This is a genomic window from Streptomyces sp. Act143 (genome assembly GCF_003143935.1).
GTDB lineage: Bacteria > Actinomycetota > Actinomycetes > Streptomycetales > Streptomycetaceae > Streptomyces.
The window spans coordinates 6,179,476-6,196,296 of the sequence record NZ_QFRX01000001.1 but is presented as its reverse complement, the minus strand read 5'-3'; the positions used below and the strand labels follow the sequence as shown (position 1 = coordinate 6,196,296).

General features: G+C 71.7%; 17 protein-coding genes. 7 read left to right on the top strand and 10 right to left on the bottom strand.

The window, feature by feature from the left end:
- Positions 1–168: 168 nt before the first annotated feature.
- From DI272_RS28290 to DI272_RS28270, 5 genes are all read right to left on the bottom strand, one after another.
- Positions 169–1,284 carry a hypothetical protein gene (locus tag DI272_RS28290; RefSeq protein WP_109498041.1) on the bottom strand — a complete coding sequence of 372 codons (1,116 nt, stop codon included), beginning with the start codon at positions 1,282–1,284 and terminating at the stop codon, positions 169–171.
- Entirely contained in the window at positions 1,284–1,973 is a 690-nt protein-coding gene (locus DI272_RS28285; protein WP_109498040.1) for an RNA polymerase sigma factor, read from the bottom strand. The genes DI272_RS28290 and DI272_RS28285 overlap by 1 nt, the downstream gene beginning before the upstream one ends.
- A gap of 394 nt (positions 1,974–2,367) precedes the next feature.
- Positions 2,368–3,216, bottom strand: a complete 849-nt coding sequence (locus DI272_RS28280; protein ID WP_109498039.1) for a hypothetical protein — start codon at positions 3,214–3,216, stop codon at positions 2,368–2,370.
- 33 nt (positions 3,217–3,249) lie between these two features.
- The gene (locus DI272_RS28275; RefSeq protein ID WP_109498038.1) at positions 3,250–3,867 is read right to left on the bottom strand and encodes an RNA polymerase sigma factor; all 618 of its coding nucleotides are present in this window, start codon (positions 3,865–3,867) and stop codon (positions 3,250–3,252) included.
- A gap of 244 nt (positions 3,868–4,111) precedes the next feature.
- The gene (locus tag DI272_RS28270) at positions 4,112–4,543 is read right to left on the bottom strand and encodes a hypothetical protein (RefSeq protein ID WP_181387335.1); all 432 of its coding nucleotides are present in this window, start codon (positions 4,541–4,543) and stop codon (positions 4,112–4,114) included.
- Positions 4,544–4,759: 216 nt separating this feature from the next.
- On the opposite strand from DI272_RS28270, the gene DI272_RS28265 reads away from it, so the two are divergent.
- Positions 4,760–7,420, top strand: a complete 2,661-nt coding sequence (locus DI272_RS28265; protein WP_109498037.1) for an N-acetylmuramoyl-L-alanine amidase — start codon at positions 4,760–4,762, stop codon at positions 7,418–7,420.
- A 284-nt stretch (positions 7,421–7,704) separates the two neighbouring features.
- On the opposite strand, the gene DI272_RS28260 is transcribed toward DI272_RS28265, so the two are convergent.
- Complete coding sequence (locus tag DI272_RS28260) at positions 7,705–8,067, bottom strand: hypothetical protein (RefSeq protein WP_375138121.1); 363 nt, start codon at positions 8,065–8,067, stop codon at positions 7,705–7,707.
- A 156-nt stretch (positions 8,068–8,223) separates the two neighbouring features.
- Here DI272_RS28260 and DI272_RS28255 point away from each other — a divergent pair, with 156 nt between their 5' ends.
- Positions 8,224–8,709, top strand: coding sequence for a DUF1877 family protein (locus tag DI272_RS28255; RefSeq protein WP_109498035.1), 486 nt, complete (start codon positions 8,224–8,226; stop codon positions 8,707–8,709).
- A 19-nt stretch (positions 8,710–8,728) separates the two neighbouring features.
- Here DI272_RS28255 and DI272_RS28250 read toward each other — a convergent pair whose 3' ends face one another.
- From DI272_RS28250 to DI272_RS28235, 4 genes are all read right to left on the bottom strand, one after another.
- On the bottom strand, positions 8,729–9,283 hold the full coding sequence (locus tag DI272_RS28250) for a hypothetical protein (protein ID WP_109498034.1): 555 nt from the start codon (positions 9,281–9,283) through the stop codon (positions 8,729–8,731).
- A 118-nt stretch (positions 9,284–9,401) separates the two neighbouring features.
- Positions 9,402–9,908 (bottom strand): hypothetical protein, encoded by a 507-nt coding sequence (locus tag DI272_RS28245; RefSeq protein ID WP_109498033.1) that lies wholly within the window; start codon positions 9,906–9,908, stop codon positions 9,402–9,404.
- A 94-nt stretch (positions 9,909–10,002) separates the two neighbouring features.
- Positions 10,003–10,692, bottom strand: coding sequence for a DUF4328 domain-containing protein (locus tag DI272_RS28240; protein WP_258314704.1), 690 nt, complete (start codon positions 10,690–10,692; stop codon positions 10,003–10,005).
- A 46-nt stretch (positions 10,693–10,738) separates the two neighbouring features.
- Positions 10,739–12,415 (bottom strand): glycoside hydrolase family 20 protein, encoded by a 1,677-nt coding sequence (locus DI272_RS28235; RefSeq protein WP_109498031.1) that lies wholly within the window; start codon positions 12,413–12,415, stop codon positions 10,739–10,741.
- A gap of 155 nt (positions 12,416–12,570) precedes the next feature.
- Here DI272_RS28235 and DI272_RS28230 point away from each other — a divergent pair, with 155 nt between their 5' ends.
- The 5 genes from DI272_RS28230 (at position 12,571) to DI272_RS28210 (ending at position 16,765) form a co-directional block, all read left to right on the top strand.
- Positions 12,571–13,083 (top strand): 2-oxo-4-hydroxy-4-carboxy-5-ureidoimidazoline decarboxylase, encoded by a 513-nt coding sequence (locus tag DI272_RS28230; RefSeq protein ID WP_109498030.1) that lies wholly within the window; start codon positions 12,571–12,573, stop codon positions 13,081–13,083.
- A 253-nt stretch (positions 13,084–13,336) separates the two neighbouring features.
- Positions 13,337–13,717 (top strand): succinate dehydrogenase, cytochrome b556 subunit, encoded by a 381-nt coding sequence (gene sdhC / locus DI272_RS28225; protein WP_079311791.1) that lies wholly within the window; start codon positions 13,337–13,339, stop codon positions 13,715–13,717.
- Positions 13,718–13,725: 8 nt separating this feature from the next.
- A complete protein-coding gene (locus DI272_RS28220) occupies positions 13,726–14,226 on the top strand; it encodes a succinate dehydrogenase hydrophobic membrane anchor subunit (protein WP_109498029.1) in 501 nt (166 codons plus the stop codon).
- Between the two features lie 23 nt (positions 14,227–14,249).
- On the top strand, positions 14,250–16,004 hold the full coding sequence (gene sdhA / locus DI272_RS28215; RefSeq protein ID WP_109498028.1) for a succinate dehydrogenase flavoprotein subunit: 1,755 nt from the start codon (positions 14,250–14,252) through the stop codon (positions 16,002–16,004).
- A complete protein-coding gene (locus tag DI272_RS28210) occupies positions 16,004–16,765 on the top strand; it encodes a succinate dehydrogenase iron-sulfur subunit (RefSeq protein WP_109498027.1) in 762 nt (253 codons plus the stop codon). Before sdhA ends, DI272_RS28210 begins: the two co-directional genes overlap by 1 nt.
- Positions 16,766–16,821 lie beyond the last annotated feature (56 nt).

The following is a 16,821-nucleotide window of genomic DNA, read 5'->3' as shown; positions in this document are numbered from 1 at the left end:
ATTCTGCGAACCCGCTTCGGAGGGCCGAATGCGACGGCTCGGGGGGCCGAATGCGACGCCTCAGGGGGCCGAATGCGCCGGCTCGGAGGGCCGAATGCGACGCCTCAGGGGGCCGAATGCGAGGCTCAGAGGGCCGAATGCGACGCCTCAGGGGGCCGAATGCGAGGCTCAGAGGGCCGAGTACGACGGGCTGGGCGCCGGCGCCGGGGAGGTCGTCGCCTTCTTCGGCAGCAGCGGGGCCGCCGTGTCCGGCTCCGCGGCGGAGGAGCCGCCGTCCGCGTCGTGGCGGTTGCCGCCGCCGCGGTGGTCACCGCCGCCGCGGCCTCTGTGGTGGCCGTCCTCGTCGCCGCCCTTGCCGCCGCCGCCCTTGCCGCCGTTGCCGTCCTGGTCCTTGCCGCCGTCGCGGTCCTCGCCCTGGCCGGGCTGGGAGCCGGACCCGGTGCCGGCGGACCCGGTGCCGGAGGAGCTGTCCAGGACGCCCTGGCAGAACTTCCACACCCGCGTCGAGCCGCCCGCCAGCCTCTCCAGGGCACGTCTGCGGTCGGTGGACAGCTCCTTGCCGTCGCGCATGTCACGGCAGGCCGAGGGCGCGGTGTTCCACCAGGAGCCGGACTTGCCGTCCTTGTCGTCCTTGCCGGCGCCCGGGGAACTGCTCGCGCCGCCGCGGGCGGTGTCACGGCCGCCGCCCGTGTCGGCGGAACCCGCGTCGGAACCGCCGGGCGACGGCTCGCCCGCACCGGTGCCGTCGGGCGACGGCGAGACGAGCGGACGGTCGGAGGTCGCGGCGGCCGAGACGGAGGCGTTGGGGCCCGGCCGGTCGTCGCCGAACGGGGGCGGCAGCAGTCCGGCACCGGCCGCGGCGGCCACTCCGCCGGCCATGCCGAAGGCCAGCGCGGCGGCGAGTGCGAGGCGGACGGGGCGGCTGCGGCGGGAACCGGCGGCGGGGCGGGCGGTGGTGCGACCGTGCCGTCCGCCGATACGGACGAGTCCGACGTCGGCGTGCGCGGCGGCCGGGTCCCCGTGGTCCGCACGCGCCGTCCGCCCGGCACGCACGGTACCCGTGCCCCGCTCGGCGTGCGCCTTGCGGAACGCGGCCAGGGCGGCTTCCTCACCGGGGAGTTCGGCGGCGTTCGGCGCGGGGTTCACGGACAGCGCGCCCAGCGTCTTGGCGAGCCGCTCGGCCTCGTCACGGGCGGTGGGCTCGACAGCGTTGTCCAGTGACTCACCGCGCAGCAGCCGCTCCGCCAGTTCCCGGTTCAGCCACTCGTACTGCTTGTCGGCCATCACATGTCCTTCTGCGTCCGCGGACGCGTATGCGTCACACTCGCGGACGTCACCGCACGGGCGCGCGGTTCTCGCTGGGGCGGCAGGGCGTCGAGCCCGCCGGCCGATTCCGGATCGGCACCGTCCGGACCCCGGGCCCCTTCGGCGCCGAGGAGTTCGGCGAGCCTCTTCAGTCCGCGATGGGCGGCCGTGCGGACGGCTCCGGGCCGTTTGCCGAGCGTCTCCGCCGCGGACTTGGCGTCCAGGCCGACCACCACGCGCAGCACTACGGCCTCGGCCTGGTCCTGCGGCAGCCGGGCGATGAGGGACAGGGTGGTGTCGGTGGCCAGGGCTTCCATGGCCTCGCCCGCGGTGTCGGACTCGGCGGCCTTCCCGGTCAGTTCCGTTTCGTCGCCGCCGATCGCGGGCCGGCGGCCGCGCATGCGTATGTGGTCCAGGGCGCGGTTGCGGGCGATACGGGCGGCCCAGCCCCGGAAGCGGTCGGCGTCGCCCTCGAACCGCGCGAGATCCCGGGCGATCTGCAGCCACGCCTCGGAGGCGACGTCCTCGGCGTCCGGATCGCCGACCAGCGTCCGGACGTACCCGAGCAGCCGCGGGTGCACGGCGCGGTACACAGTCCGGAACGCGGTCTCGTCCCCGTCCTGTGCCGCGAGCACCGCGGCGGTCAGCTCCGCGTCATCCCCCAGCACGCATGGTTCCTCGGTCGATGGTCGCGGCCCCCCGGGGCCGCCTGCGATTGCGGTGGTTCCTCGCCTCCGCTCGGCGCGAAAGGCACGTTACGACCTGAAACCGCTGCTCGTCCATGTCCGTACAAGATGCAACTACCTCGTGACGGGGTGGCCGGGACCCCGAGACGCCCCGGATGCGGCCGGGGTGTGACAGAAAACGCACTCATGGCGCTGTAGGAAGTACGGGCCGCCGCGCGGCCCGTGCCGCGCGACGGCCGGGGCCTCTCCTGTGGGGGGTGGCGGCCCCGGCCGTCTCCGCGTGCCGCCGCCGACCCGGGGCAGCGCACGGCGCAACGGCTGGTTCTGCGTTTCGTCGTTCGCCGTTTCGCGGCTTCGCCGTCTCGGCTTCCCGGGGTTACTGCTTCTTCTTGCCCGTGTCCTTCTCGGACTGCTCCTCGCCGCCGCCCTGCGCGCCCGCGGACGGCACGTCCGCCGTGGGGGCGTTCGCCGTCGGGGCGGGTGTGGCCGCGTCGCCCTTGCCCGCGGTCCTGTCCGGCGTCCTGTCCTGCCCGGACTGGTCGGACTGGTCGGACTGGTCGGACTGGTCCGACTGGTCGGGCTGCCCCGGCTGCCCGGACTGGCCGGACTGCGCCAGCTGCCGCGCGCAGTACCCCGCGACCTTCGCCTCGCCGCCCGCCGCCTCGATCAGCCGCTGCCAGGCAGCGGAGTCCAGCGCGTTGCCGCGGCCCTGGACCTTCTCGTAGGCGCGGCAGTGGGCCTCGGTGTCCTGGGCGGTCGCCGGGCGGTCCGACGCTGCGGGGGCGCCGGTGTCCGGGGTGGTGCCGCCCGCCTGCTCGGAGGCGGCGCTGTGCGGCTGCCGGTCGCGGGCCCGGTCGGCGGAGTCGTCGGAGGAGGAGCCGGAGGTGCCGATCGCGGCGAACGCGACGCCGCCGATGGTGAGGCTCGCCACGAGCACGGAGAGGGTGGTCCGCAGCGAACGGCCGGGCCGACGCGCCGCCCGGGGCCGCCAGTCGTCCCGGCGGCGGGTGCGGGCCCGGTGCGCGCCGGTGTCCCGGGCGGCCCGGAACGCGGCGACGGCACGCTGCTCGCCCTCGCTGCCGCCGGGGTGCGACCGCATGGCGTCGGCCAGGAGCTTCTCCAGACCGTCCGTGGCACGGCGGTCGGTGGCCTGCGGGTCGGGGACACCGGTACCTGGGTGCACACGCCGACGGCCGGGCACCCCGCCGTTCTGCCTTTCACCCATGTCCGTTCCTGTCTCTGTCCGGCCCGATGTCGTTCACTTCGACTCCCCCAGCGTGCGAGGGTCGTCATCCGTCACACCCTCGACGCCCAGCTGCTGGGCAAGGCGCTTGAGCCCCCGGTACGCGGCGGTGCGCACCGCGCCGGGGCGCTTGCCGAGGACACGGGCGGCGGCGGGGCCGTCGAGTCCGACGACCACCCGCAGCAGCACGGCCTCCGCCTGGTCCCGCGGCAGCCCGCGCACCAGATCCAGGGCGTACTCGGTGGAGAGCGACTCCAGCGCCTGGTCGTGGGTGCTGTGCGGGCCGGGCAGATCCAGGACGTCCTGTTCGAGCGCCGCCGACCGGGGCCGTACCTTCTGCCGCCGCAGGTGGTCCAGCGCCCGGTGCCGGGCGATGGTCGCCGACCAGCCGCGGAAGCCCGCCCCGTCCCCCTTGAACCGGCCGAGGTCGCGGGCGATCTCCAGCCAGGCGTCGGAGGCCACGTCCTCGGCGTCGTCGCCGACGATCCCGCGGAGGTAGCCGAGCAGCCCGGGCTGCACGATCCGGTACGCGACCGCGAAGGCCGCCTCGTCGCCGTCCTGGGCCCGCGCGACTGCCGCACCGAGCTCGACGTCGTACGTCTGCACGCGGCGGGGTTCGCCTCCTCGACCCAAGAACTGTCCTCGTCCATGGCGGTTCACAGCGATGCCGCACCGAAGGCGCGGTCGCCCTTGCACTGAGCGGGATGCTCAGCCCTGCACGGCTGAGCGGGATGCTCAGCCCTTCACGCTCATCAGCGCCGGGCCGCACAGAAGTGTCACTGCCCGCCCGCACCTCCCCCGTCCCGGGCGGGCCGCGGGCACGGCGGGCTTCCCCGGTCCACCGCGCCCACGGCCTGGCCCTCGACCCTGCCGTCCGTCAGGCCGCGTTCCGGCGCGCCCGGCCGTGCAGAGTCAGATAGAAGGTCTGCAGGGAGTCCTCGGGGGCACTGGACTCGAAGCGGTTGACGACCTTGCCGAGCGGGTTCCAGACCCGGCCGTCGGGCATCCGGACGCCGACGTCCTGGCCGAAGTACGCGCGCTGCGTCTCGTCCAGATCGACCCACACCGCGCCAGCCCGGCGCACCAGCACCTCGCCGACGTAGGCCCCGAGGCCCGTCAGCGGTTCGCGGACCCGCTCCTGGTCGGCGCCGCCCTTGCGCACTCCGTCGACCAGGAAGTCGACGACCCGCAGGCTGGCCACGGAGTAGTCCAGCGGCAGCCGGCTGCGTGCGGTGATCCCCGTGACGAACTCCGCCGCCCGCCCCCGCATCCCGGCCGCGCGCGCCACACGTTCGGCCTGCTTCCCCATGAGCCCCCACCCCATTCGCTCGGCTCTCCCGCTGTTCCAGCGGATGCCGCCCCACGAACATCACGGGTGTCGCATGTGGCGATCCCCACACAGGAAATCCATGGCCGCCGTACAACCTTTCGGGCCGGTGATGTTTGGCCAGAGCCCTGCGCTGTGTGTATGTGCTGCCCAAGTGGCATGCGATGCAACCGAGTTCATTTCACAGGGGTGGGGTAGTTGAGTCCTCGCAGGAGCCGCGCGTACAGACCGCTCAGTCTCAAGAGACGGGCCTGGCTGACCGCCGGGGCCGTCGTGCTGAGCGGCGCGGGCATCGTGACGTACGCGATGGCGGATCAGGACACGCAGTCCGACGGCGGACCGGGGCACCGCGCGCCCGCCATTCACACGCTCAAGCTCCAGAGCGAGGGCGCGGGCCGCAAGGGCCTCGACAAGCGGGGGACGGACCGGTTCAGCGCGCTGCTGGTGACCTGGGACGACGCCGCCGCCAAGGCCAAGGGCACGCCCGAGGTGCGCACCCGGGACCTGGAGACCGGCACGTGGTCGGGCTGGCAGAAGCTGGTCGTCGACCCCAGTCAGGCCGACGGCGCCGAGGGTGAGCGGGCCGCGCTGCGCGGCGGTACGGAGTCGCTGTGGACCGGTGACGCCGACGGCGTCGAGGTGCGGCTCGTGAACGCCGACGGCACGGAGGCGGGCGGACAGCCGGCCGGGATGGACGTCAAGCTGCTGGACCCGGGGACGGACCCCAGGGGCAGCGGCGTGGAGCCGGCCGCGTTCGTCGCCGAGACGACGACGCCGACGGCTTCGCCGAGCGATTCCGTGTCGCCCCCGGCCTCGCCCACCGCGTCCGTGTCACCGTCGGTGTCGGCATCCCCCACGCAATCCGCGTCCGGCACGGCCTCCCCCTCTGCCACCGCCCCCTCCCCCACCTCCACGGTCCCGGCCCCCCGCCCCTCCACGGTCGTGAAGCCGCCGATCATCACGCAGGCGGAGTGGGGCGCGTCCACGGACTACGACGGCACGCCCGGCTACGGCGCCGAGATCAAGGCCGCCGTCATCCACCACACCGGCATGGACAGCGACAACACCCTGTCCTGCGCGGAGTCCCGGGCCCGGATGCGCTCGATCCAGCAGGAGCACTTCGCGCGCGGCTACTACGACATCGGCTACAACTTCGTCGTCGACAAGTGCGGCCAGATCTTCGAGGGCCGCAGCGGCGGCATGGACCTGCCGGTGATCGGCGCGCACGACATCGGGTTCAACACCAACACGGTCGGCATCTCCTACATCGGCAACTACGAGTCGGCCAAGCCCAGCAAGGCCGCGCTCGACGCCATCGCCCGGATCGTGGCGTGGAAGTTCGGGATGTACGGCATCGACCCGACCGGCAAGGTGACGCTGGTCTCCGGCAGCGACGCGGGCGTCGACGGCAACAAGGTGGCCAAGGGCAGCTCGATCACCCTGCCGCGCGTCTTCGGGCACCGGGACACCAACGCCACGGCCTGCCCGGGCGCCAACCTCTACTCCAAGCTGTCGCGGATCGCGGCGCTCGCGAAGACGCCGGGCATCTCGCACGCCCTCGCCACCTCCGACTACAACCGGGACGGCGTGACCGACCTGGTCGCGGGCGTGCCGAAGGCGAACGCGGTGAAGGTGGTGCCGGGCAGCGTCAACGGCCCGGTCACGGCGGCGAAGGTGACGCTCACCCAGTCCAGCCCCGGGGTCCCCGGCTCCTCCGAGTCCGGTGACGCGTTCGGCAGCTCCACCGCGTGGGGCGACGTGAACGGCGACGGCTACGCCGACCTCGCGATCGGCGCGCCCGGCGAGGACGACACCAGCGGTCACGCCGACCGCGGCGCGGTCACGGTCATGTACGGCCCGGCGCTGAACACCGGCTTCTCGTACAGCACTTCGGGCGTCACCGCGACGGGCGCGAAGCTCGGCTCGGCCGTCACCGTCGGCGACTTCGACGGCGACGGCAAGGCGGACGTGTTCGCGGCGGGCACCGGCAGGGGCGGCACCTACAACGTCCGTCTGACCGGCGGCGGAACGACCTACGGCACCCTCACCACCGCCACCGGTTCGGTGGCCTACCTGGACGCCGCGACCGGCGACTTCAACCGGGACGGCTACGCCGACGTCGCCCTCAACTACCGCGACACCGGCGGCATCGGACGCGTCGTCCGGTTCGCGGGCTCGGCGACGGGTCTGACGAAGGCCGGCGTCATCTCGGTCAAGGGCGGCCGGTCCATCGCCGCCGGTGACGTCAATGGCAACGGCTACGACGACATCGTCATCGGCCAGCCGGTGGCGTCCGAGTCGGGCGGCAGGTCCGGCGGGCAGATCACGATGGTGCCGGGCACGTCGACGGGCTTCACGACGACCGGGATGACCGTGATCCACCAGGACACCTCCGGCGTCCCGGGCGGCAACGAGTCCGGCGACGCGTTCGGCAGCTCGGTCTCGGTCGGCGACTACAACGCCGACGGCTACGCGGACGCCCTCACAGGCGCGCCGGGCGAGGACCTGGTCCGCGACGGCGTGAACCGCACCAACGCGGGCGACGCGATCCTGGTGAAGGGCACGTCGTCGGGGCTGACGGGCACCGGTGCCGTCGGCATCTCGCAGGACACGTCCGGCGTCCCCGGCTCCACGGAGACCGACGACCGCTTCGGCTCCGCGGTCTCCCTGTCGGACCTCTCCGGCTACGGCCGCGCCGACCTCACCTTCGGCACCGACAACGAGGACGGCGGCGACGGCATCCTCATCCACCTCCCGAGCAACAGCACGGGCCTGGGCTGGTCGGAGACGGTGATCTACAGCAAGACGACGCTGGGCACACCGACGGACGCGCGGCTGGGGCAGACGCTGACGCCGTAACCGACGAGGGTGCAGGCCACGCACAGCCAACGCACCCGAACCCAACGGCCGGGGCCCCCACCACTGCGGGGGACCCCGGCCGTTCCCTTACTTGCCACCTTGTGGTAACGGGACGTCACACTCGCGGCGATCGCGTTCAGCAGCGCCGTACCGATCGAACCGCCCACCTGCCGAGCCGTGTCGAAGGTCGCCGAGGCCGGGCATCAGCATCCCGGGCAGGGTGTGGGGGGCCTAAGGGCGTGGGGCCCCCAGCCGGTTGCGCGCCCACCGACGACGATGCGTTCTCACCGCCCGCCGCCCCCGCCGGGCCCCGCCCCCGTCGCGTCCCGGCACAGCAGCCGCAGCGACCCGTTTCCCGCGAAACACCGCCGGGCCTCGTCGACCGGGTCCCACAACCGCCCGTCGGGCGTGCGTATCCAGTGGTCGCCGCCGCTCGCCCACCACTCGGCCCCGGTCTGACGGACGATCACCTCACCGGCGTACGCGCCGAATCCGCGCAGCACCGCCTCGACGGCGGCGTACGGAGTGTCCTCGCGGCGCAGGTCGTCGATCATCCGGTCGACCCGCCACAGGCTCTGTGCCGAGTAGTCGAGCCGCACCCGCGCGCCCTCGCGCATGGTCGCCACCGCGTCCGCCGCCCACCGCATCGGCTTCGCCGCGGCCGAGGGCCTGGTTTCGTACTGTGTCGTCACACCCTCAAGAGCGTTCCGGACGTGCCGTTCGTCACCCGGATCCGGGCAGCTCTCACATGTGTGTTCCGTGCGTGAGTGACGCTTCACGGTTCCCGTGCGCTCCAGTCACTGATGAGCATGTACTTCCACTTCCGCGCCATACCGCCCGCGGCCCTGCGCAACAGCCCGGCCTGGCTGGAGAAGCTCTTCGAGGACGACTGGCACGCCGTGCGCGAGCGGATCGGCCGACACCGCGAAGAGGTGCTGGACAAGGGCTATCTCGACAACGAACTCCTGTACGCCGGCATGCGGGGCGACGAGGGCCCGCACACCCACGTGGTGCTCGGCGGCCGGCCGATACCGCACCCGGACCCCACCCTCCCGCCGTTCCTGCTGCTCACCGCAGCACAGACGGGCCGGGTCGCCTCGTACCTCGCCGAGACCGACTTCGACGACCTGTGGCTGGACGCGCGCGACCTGGTGCTGCCGTCGTACGGCGGCACGGGCACCGAACCGCAGGTGCACGGCGCCTTCGCGGCGGCCCACCGCGACCTCACCGCGTTCTACGGACAGACCGCGCACTACGGCGACGCGGTCGTGAAGTGGCTGGTGACGTAAGGGAGATCGGTCGGCGCGGTCAGCGCGTGCCCCGCGCCCGGCGGGACACCACCGCGCGCAGCACGCGCCGCCCCTCGACGGACACTTCCAGGGCCCGGCGCAGTCCGGCCGTGCCGTGCCCGGCGAGGACCTCCAGGACGGTGACCTGGCGCCGCAGTTCGGCGGCGACGAGCGGTGGCATGCCCTCCGTACGGCCCTCGCGGCGGGCGTCGAGCGGGGCGTCGTCCGCCGCCGGATCGAGCAGCCGGTGGATCTGCAGCGAGGCGACCGAGCAGGCGTCGGCCCACACCCGTACCCCGTCGGCGTCCCGGGCGGCCGGAGCGGCGTCCAGCATCCGGCGGGCGAGGGCGGCGGCCTCGTCCTCGGCGGCGGCGCCGGAACCGGCGAGCTTGCCGCGCGCCGCCTCCAGGCCCGCGCTCCAGTCCCCGTCACCGGTGCCGGAGAGGCTCGCCCACAGGGGCCGCAGCAGCTCGTCGTCACCGCCGAGCAGCGGCACGCAGCGATCCAAACAAGCCAACCCGCTGGCGGCCAGTCCGCGCTCGTCGGCCTGAGCGATCAGCTCCACCAGACTCATCCACGCCTCCCTGAGAAGTGCCGCCCGACCGGTCCGGGGCCCGGCAACACCGCTTAGCCTGCGGCCCTCCCTAACGGAGCCCGCACTTCCCCTTACTGCGTGCGACGGCCCGGGAGTGTCACAGCGGCACGACGGACAGCCGGTCGAGCAGCCGGAAGAACAGATTTTCGGCCAGCGGATCGGGTTCGGCGGTCAGCACGTCGAGCACGCTCCCGACGTCCACCACATGGCCCGCCTCCTCCGCCCAGGCGACGGCCCGTTCGGCCGCGTCCGGCGGTTCCAGGAAGTAGTCCTCCAGCGCGAGACCCTCCTGACCGGCGCCGATGTACGCCTCCATGGCGGTCCGCGCCAGACAGGTCGTCCAGGCCCCGCTCTCCGGCCCGGCCGCCTCGACGACCACGCAGTCGCTGTCCATCACGTAGCCGAACAGCGCGGGCGCCCCGGTCTCCCGGGCCAGCGCGTTCATGCTGCCGACGTCCCCGTCCCCGCTCGGGTACTCCCACACCTGCCAGCCGCCGGCCGCCTCGCCCCGCAGGCTCAGCTCCCCGGCCGCCCCGGCCAGCGCGTCCAGCTCCTCGAGCGGCCGCTCACTGCGGCCCACGACGAAATACCCCCAGTAGCCCATTCGGCTCCCCCCGGCACACTCTCGGCTGCGGCTCGGGCCGAATACACCACAGTCGCACGGCAGTTCGCAGCCGTATCGGGCAATCCGCCGCGACTCAGGCAGAACCGGGGGCCGGAGCAGGGCCGGCCAGGGCCTTCGCGTACTGCATCCGGTTCAGCCGCAGCACGACGGCGACGGCGAGGGCGGCGGCCACGACGTCGACGGCGTCGGAGAACATCAGCTGCCCCACGGCGTCACGGATCTCGTCGGCACTCTCGGCCTTGCGGTACGCGGTGGACGCGGCCCGGCCGGAGAGCAGCGAGACGATCCAGAACGTCCACCAGGTGTTGACCAGCCCGTGCGGCCGGGGTGCGCTCCAAGGGCTGCTGGCGTTCCAGATGTCCAGCGCGATCCGGCGCGGATACCAGAGGTTGACGACGGGCACGAGCCAGCCCCAGACCGCCCAACCGCGCTTCTTCCCGTGCCCGTACGGGTCGAAGACCTCGGCGTTGACCCGTACCCGATGGAACCAGCACAGGAAGAGGACGGCGGTCGTGAGCAGCGCGACGGTCTGCACGATGCCGGCCGTGGAGTAGAGCCGGTCCGCGAGTTCGGCCCGCCCGTCGAGGAGGGCCCCGTTCGCCAGGTCGTCGGTCACGTCGTACAGGAAGACGCCCGCCGCCATGGCGAACAGGTCGGTGGCGATGACCACGCCGAGGCCCGCGACGGCGGCGCGGCCGAGCCCGACCGGGGACTGGAGCCAGGCGGGCGGTGCGATGAAGTGGTCATGACGATTGTCGGTCACGAGGGGGGAACATACGTTCGCCACCCTGGTAAGTCCAGCCTCTTCCTCAACCCAGCCGGTCCGCCAGCGACTTGAACTCCGCCCAGGTCAGCGACGGCTTGTCCGCGTCCCAGAGCTTCTGCACGACCGCCCGCAGCGGCAACCGGATGCCGGCCGCGACCTGGTCCTGGGTCTGGGCGTTCGGATAATCGCCCCACACCGCGAAGGAGCCGCCGAGGATCTGGTCGTCGTACGTGGCGTCGACCGCCTGCGTGCCGCGCACCACCCGCGGGGTCCACTGCTCGTAGATCCGCTGTCCGGTCGGGTAGGAGAACTGGTTCGGCTGGCCGAGGACGTAGTAGAGGAACAGGTCGTTGTAGTTGACCAGGTCCCGCCCCGCACTCAGATAGTCGGTGGGCCGGCGCGCCCCGATCTCCTTGCCCGTCCAGTACGCCACCTGGATGTCCTTGGCCGGCTGCACGGACGTCCCCGGGAAGAAGCCGTCGTTCCAGGCGCGCAGCGTCTTTCCGTGGTTGCGGACGGTGTCGGCCCGGTCGTTGAGCCAGCCGGTGGTCAGGTCGGCGACGGTCCCGCCGGAACCGTAGGCCTCCCGGGCGGCGGTGGCGAGCTGCGGGTAGGACGCCTCCGGGTTCGACACCATCAGCGCCCGGTACTCGTCGCCGCCGAGGTTCCACCGCTCGCCGGGGAAGAGGCCGGCGTACTCGTCCAGCAGCTCGTCGACGATCGTCGCGGCCGCGTCCTGGGAGATGTCGACCGCACCCCGCGCGGCGACGCCGGACGCGTTGCGGAGCTGGAGGCTCGGGTGCGCGGCGATGACGGCGCCCAGATGCCCGGGCGAGTCGATCTCGGGGACGATCGTGATGTGCCGCTCGGCGGCGAGGCCGATGATCCGCTCGACCTCGGCCCGGGTCAGATGCTGGTCGGACACCACCTCGGGGTGCGACCGCGACTCGATCCGGAACCCCTGGTCGTCGGAGAAGTGCAGCCCCAGCTCGTTGAACTTCAGGTCCCCGAGCTCCCGCACCCGGTCCTCGATCCACCCCGCGGTGTAGTGCTTGCGCGCGATGTCCAGCATGAACCCGCGCACCGGCTTGGCGGGGGCGTCCTTGACGACCCCTTCCGGAGCCGCGCTCCCGCCGTGCACCGCCTGCTTCAGCGTCCGGGTCCCGTAGAACACCCCGGCGTCGGCGGACCCGCTGATGGTGACCTGCCCGCCGCGCACGGTCATGGTGTACGACTCCGGGTCGCCCCCGGCGTCGTCGTCCAGCGCGAGCCGCAGATCCCCGCTCCGCGCGTCCCCCTTCTCCCCCGCGTACGTCAGGCCCAGCTCACGCGCGACCAGCCGGCCCTCGTCGGCCAGTTCCGCGGCGTTCACCACGACCCGCTCCCCGCTCCGCGGCCGCCAGCCCGGCCCGCGCTCCGGGGTGTGCGCCGCCACGGCGGGAATCGTGCGCGGAGTTCGGGAGAGGGGATAACTACGGGTCGGGCTCGGACTCGGGCTCGGACGCGGCTGCCGCGGCGAGGCGCCCGCGGAAGCCGACTTCCCGTCGGAGGGCCGCTCCGCCGCCGTCCCCGTGGGCCCGCTGCGGTCCCCGTCCCCCGAGGCCCACAGCCCCAGTCCCACACCGGCCGCGACCGTCGCGGCCACCGCCGTCACGATCACTGCCCGGGTCCTCACCTGCCGCGCCTTCTTCGCCGGCGGCCGGCGCCTGTGCTGGCTCACGAGCCCAACCTAGGCCGTAGGGGTGTCCATAACTGTCCACCACACGTTCCGAAACTCTCCCGTGCGAGTGAAATTCGGGCATCCGTCGGACACGTCACGTCCACTCTCGATAGCGTGACGTCACTCCTTTCCCAGCATCCTCTGCCGAAACACACGTGACGCCCACACACCTTCCCGGTCGAGTCGCCATACCGGCGCTGCCCACAGTCCTGGACGCCTTCAACATCGCCCCCGCCGACGAGGCCCGCAAGCTCCTCCTCACCTGCCTGCGCAGCCTCCGCTGGGCCGACCGCATCACCGCCCACCGCCCCTACCCGGACGCCCCGGCCCTACTCGCCGCGTCCGACGAGGCGGCGTACGACCTGACGCCGGGGGATCTGGCGGAGGCGCTGGCGGGCGAGACGTTGACGGCTCTGCCGGACGAGACGTACGACATCGCCCATATGGCACTTGACGCCGCACATGCCGCGTACGAGGCGAAGTTCGGGCATGCATTCGTGATCTGCCTGGAGGGTCTGTCCGCGGGCGAGGCCCTGGACCACGTACTGGCAGCCATCAGGTCACGATTGACGAACGACCCGGAGGAAGAACGGGTGATCGCGGCGGAGGAGCTCCGGCGCCTTGCGAGGGAGCGGTTGACGGACGCCGTCAGGGGCGCGGGGCTGTAATCGATGTGCGGCTGCCGCCGCGCGGGCGCGACCAGCCCGAACGAACCCGCACCCGGCAGATAACGGGACACCCCACCCCATTAGCCGCACCACTCACCCATACGCATGCCACTTTGATCACACCGGTAGGCCCGACGTAAGCCCCGCAGGGAACCGTCGCTACGATGCTGGGGGCCGGTGGACCGTACCCGGCCGGGCCCGACCGACAGCACAAGCCGGCGCGGCCCCAATCCCCGCTCCCGGAGGGACTTCCGTGCCGGCTGGAACGCTGTACCGCGGCCGGGAAGGAATGTGGTCCTGGGTGGCTCACCGAGTCACCGGCGTCCTCATCTTCTTCTTCCTGTTCGTTCACGTGCTGGACACCGCTCTCGTCCGTGTCTCCCCTGAGGACTACGACAGGGTCGTAGCCACGTACAAGACGCCCATCGTCGCCGTGCTGGAGTACGGCCTCGTCGCGGCCATCCTCTTCCACGCGCTCAACGGCCTGCGTGTCATCGCCGTCGACTTCTGGTCGAAGGGCCCCCGCTACCAGAAGCAGATGCTCTGGTCCGTCGTCGGCCTGTGGGTCGTGCTGATGATCGGGGCGATCTACCCCGTCCTCGGCCACGCCGCTCGTGAACTGTTCGGGAGCTGACGCGCACGATGTCAAACAACACAGTCACCACCGAGAAGACCGCTGACGTCTCGGGCATCGGCCCCGTCGAGGGCGCCGACGTCTACAGCGTCGACAACCCGGCCCCTCTCATCGAGGCGCCGCGCAAGCGCACCAAGAAGACCCCGAAGTCGACCCGGGGCAACTTCGAGATGGCGGCCTGGCTGTTCATGCGCCTGTCCGGCGTGGTGCTGGTCGTCCTCGTCATCGGCCACCTGCTGATCCAGCTCGTGCTGGACGGCGGCGTGTCGAAGATCGGCTTCGCGTTCGTCGCGGGCCGCTGGGCCTCGCCGTTCTGGCAGGTCTGGGACCTGCTGATGCTGTGGCTGGCCATGCTGCACGGCGCCAACGGCCTGCGCACGGTCATCAACGACTACGCGGAGCGCGCGAACACCCGGCTGTGGCTCAAGGGCCTGCTCTACACCGCCACGGTGTTCACCATCCTGCTGGGCACGCTGGTGATCTTCACCTTCGACCCGAACATCCGCTAGGCACGGGGCTGAGGCAACCACTCATGAAGATCCACAAGTACGACACCGTCATCGTCGGCGCCGGCGGCGCCGGTATGCGCGCCGCCATCGAGTCGACGAAGCGCAGCCGCACCGCCGTGCTGACCAAGCTGTACCCCACCCGCTCCCACACGGGCGCCGCGCAGGGCGGCATGGCCGCCGCGCTGGCCAACGTGGAGGAGGACAACTGGGAGTGGCACACCTTCGACACGGTCAAGGGCGGTGACTACCTGGTCGACCAGGACGCCGCCGAGATCCTGGCGAAGGAGGCCATCGACGCCGTCCTCGACCTGGAGAAGATGGGCCTGCCGTTCAACCGGACGCCCGACGGCACGATCGACCAGCGCCGCTTCGGCGGTCACAGCCGCAACCACGGCGAGGCCCCGGTCCGCCGGTCCTGCTACGCGGCCGACCGCACCGGCCACATGATCCTCCAGACGCTGTACCAGAACTGCGTGAAGGAGGGCGTGGAGTTCTTCAACGAGTTCTACGTCCTCGACCAGCTCATCACCGAGGTCGACGGCGTCAAGAAGTCGGCCGGTGTGGTGGCGTACGAGCTCGCGACCGGCGAGATCCACGTCTTCCAGGCGAAGGCCGTGATCTACGCCTCCGGCGGCACCGGCAAGTTCTTCAAGGTGACGTCGAACGCGCACACCCTGACCGGTGACGGCCAGGCCGCCGTCTACCGCCGCGGTCTGCCGCTGGAGGACATGGAGTTCTTCCAGTTCCACCCGACCGGCATCTGGCGGATGGGCATCCTGCTGACGGAGGGCGCCCGTGGTGAGGGCGGCATCCTCCGCAACAAGGACGGCGAGCGCTTCATGGAGAAGTACGCGCCGGTCATGAAGGACCTCGCGTCCCGTGACGTCGTGTCCCGCTCCATCTACACGGAGATCCGTGAGGGCCGCGGCTGCGGTCCCGAGGGCGACCACGTCTACCTGGACCTGACGCACCTCCCGCCGGAGCAGCTGGACGCCAAGCTCCCGGACATCACCGAGTTCGCGCGCACCTACCTGGGCATCGAGCCGTACACGGACCCGATCCCGATCCAGCCCACCGCGCACTACGCGATGGGCGGCATCCCGACCAACGTCGAGGGTGAGGTCCTGGCGGACAACACCACCGTCGTCCCGGGTCTGTACGCGGCCGGCGAGGTCGCCTGCGTGTCGGTCCACGGCGCCAACCGTCTGGGCACGAACAGCCTCCTGGACATCAACGTGTTCGGCCGCCGGGCGGGCATCGCCGCCGCCGAGTACAGCCAGACGGCCGACTTCGTCGAGCTGCCGGAGAACCCGGCCGAGTTCGTCGTCGAGCAGGTCGAGCGGCTGCGCAACTCGACGGGCACCGAGCGGGTTTCCGTACTCCGCAAGGAGCTGCAGGAGACCATGGACGCCAACGTCATGGTGTTCCGCACCGAGCAGACCATCAAGACGGCGGTCGAGAAGATCGCGGAGCTGCGCGAGCGCTACAAGAACGTCGCGATCCAGGACAAGGGCCGTCGCTTCAACACGGACCTCCTGGAGGCCATCGAGCTGGGCAACCTGCTCGACCTCGCCGAGGTCATGGCGGTCTCGGCCCTCGCCCGCAAGGAGTCCCGCGGCGGTCACTACCGCGAGGACTACCCCAACCGCGACGACGTCAACTTCATGCGCCACACCATGGCGTACCGCGAGGTCGGCGACGACGGCACCGAGTCCATCCGTCTCGACTACAAGCCGGTCGTCCAGACCCGCTACCAGCCGATGGAGCGTAAGTACTGATGGCTACCCCTGTTCTGGACAAGGTCGAGGCGGAGTCCGCGGCCTCTCCCTACATCACGGTCACCTTCCGGGTCCGCCGTTTCAACCCGGAGGTCTCGGCCGAGGCGACCTGGGAAGACTTCCAGCTGGAGATCGACCCCAAGGAGCGCGTCCTCGACGGCCTCCACAAGATCAAGTGGGACCTGGACGGCACGCTGACCTTCCGCCGCTCCTGCGCCCACGGCATCTGCGGCTCGGACGCGATGAGGATCAACGGCAAGAACCGTCTTGCCTGCAAGACCCTCATCAAGGACATCAACCCCGAGAAGCCGATCACGGTCGAGCCGATCAAGGGTCTGACGGTCCTGAAGGACCTGGTCGTCGACATGGAGCCGTTCTTCCAGGCGTACCGCGACGTGATGCCCTTCCTCATCACGAAGGAGACGAACGAGCCGACGCGCGAGCGTCTCCAGACGGCCGAGGACCGCGAGCGCTTCGACGACACCACGAAGTGCATCCTCTGCGCGGCCTGCACGTCGTCCTGCCCGGTCTTCTGGAACGACGGCCAGTACTTCGGTCCTGCCGCCATCGTCAACGCCCACCGCTTCATCTTCGACTCGCGCGACGAGGCCGGGGAGCAGCGGCTGGAGATCCTCAACGACCGTGACGGTGTGTGGCGCTGCCGCACGACCTTCAACTGCACGGACGCCTGCCCGCGTGGCATCGAGGTCACGAAGGCGATCGCCGAGGTGAAGAAGGCGCTGATCACGCGCCGCTTCTGAGGTCGAGCTCGGTACTGCTCGGTACTGCTCGGTATCGCCCGGTATCGCTCGGTATC